Source organism: Allobosea rubneri, assembly GCF_032464875.1.
In the GTDB taxonomy this organism is placed as follows: domain Bacteria; phylum Pseudomonadota; class Alphaproteobacteria; order Rhizobiales; family Beijerinckiaceae; genus Allobosea; species Allobosea rubneri.
Genome location: NZ_JAWDID010000145.1, coordinates 1 through 624, shown reverse-complemented (window position 1 = coordinate 624; position 624 = coordinate 1). Strand labels below are relative to the sequence as shown.

1 protein-coding gene and 1 pseudogene are annotated in these 624 nt (G+C 63.3%); one reads left to right on the top strand and one right to left on the bottom strand.

Annotated features, from left to right (window positions below; all coding sequences use genetic code 11):
* Window positions 1-202, top strand: a pseudogene (locus RKE40_RS29675) (NAD(P)/FAD-dependent oxidoreductase); the annotation flags it as partial.
* Window positions 203-259: 57 nt separating this feature from the next.
* Here RKE40_RS29675 and RKE40_RS29670 read toward each other — a convergent pair.
* A partial coding sequence (locus RKE40_RS29670) for a winged helix-turn-helix domain-containing protein (protein ID WP_316021742.1) occupies window positions 260-624 on the bottom strand: 365 nt, incomplete at its 5' end.

Genomic DNA, 624 nt, shown 5'->3' with positions numbered 1-624 from the left:
CACCACCAAGGATCCCGGTCCGTGGGAGGGCGAACAGCGGAACATGTGGAAGCCGACGCAGCAGGAGAACTTCTGGTTCCACGGCGGCAATCTGCATCAGTCACGCCACTATTCGCTGTACTTGGCGCTGCAGATCAAGGCGCGTTACGAGGGTATCGACACCCCGGTCTACGGGCTGCAGGAGGTGCATCACCTTCGGTGACGGTCGTGCGCGGAAACTCGTAGTGGGCTACGCTTTTCCACTCACATGCCGCAGGCTCTACCCCTCGAGTTTGTAGCCCAGACCTCGCACGGTGACGAGGTGTTCCGGCTTGGCCGGGTCGGTCTCGATTTTCGACCGCAGTCGTTTGACGTGCACGTCGAGGGTCTTCGTGTCGCCCACGTAGTCGGCACCCCACACTCGGTCGATCAACTGGCCCCGAGTCAGTACCCGGCCGGAGTTGCGCAGCAGGTATTCGAGCAGGTCGAACTCCTTGAGCGGCAACGTGATCTGATCGGATCCGACCATCACCACATGCCGTTCGACGTCCATCCGCACCGGCCCGGCTTCGAGCACTCCGGTGTCGGTGCCGCCGTCGACCTCGGCGTCACTGCCGCGGCGCAGTACGGCGCGGATACGAGCGA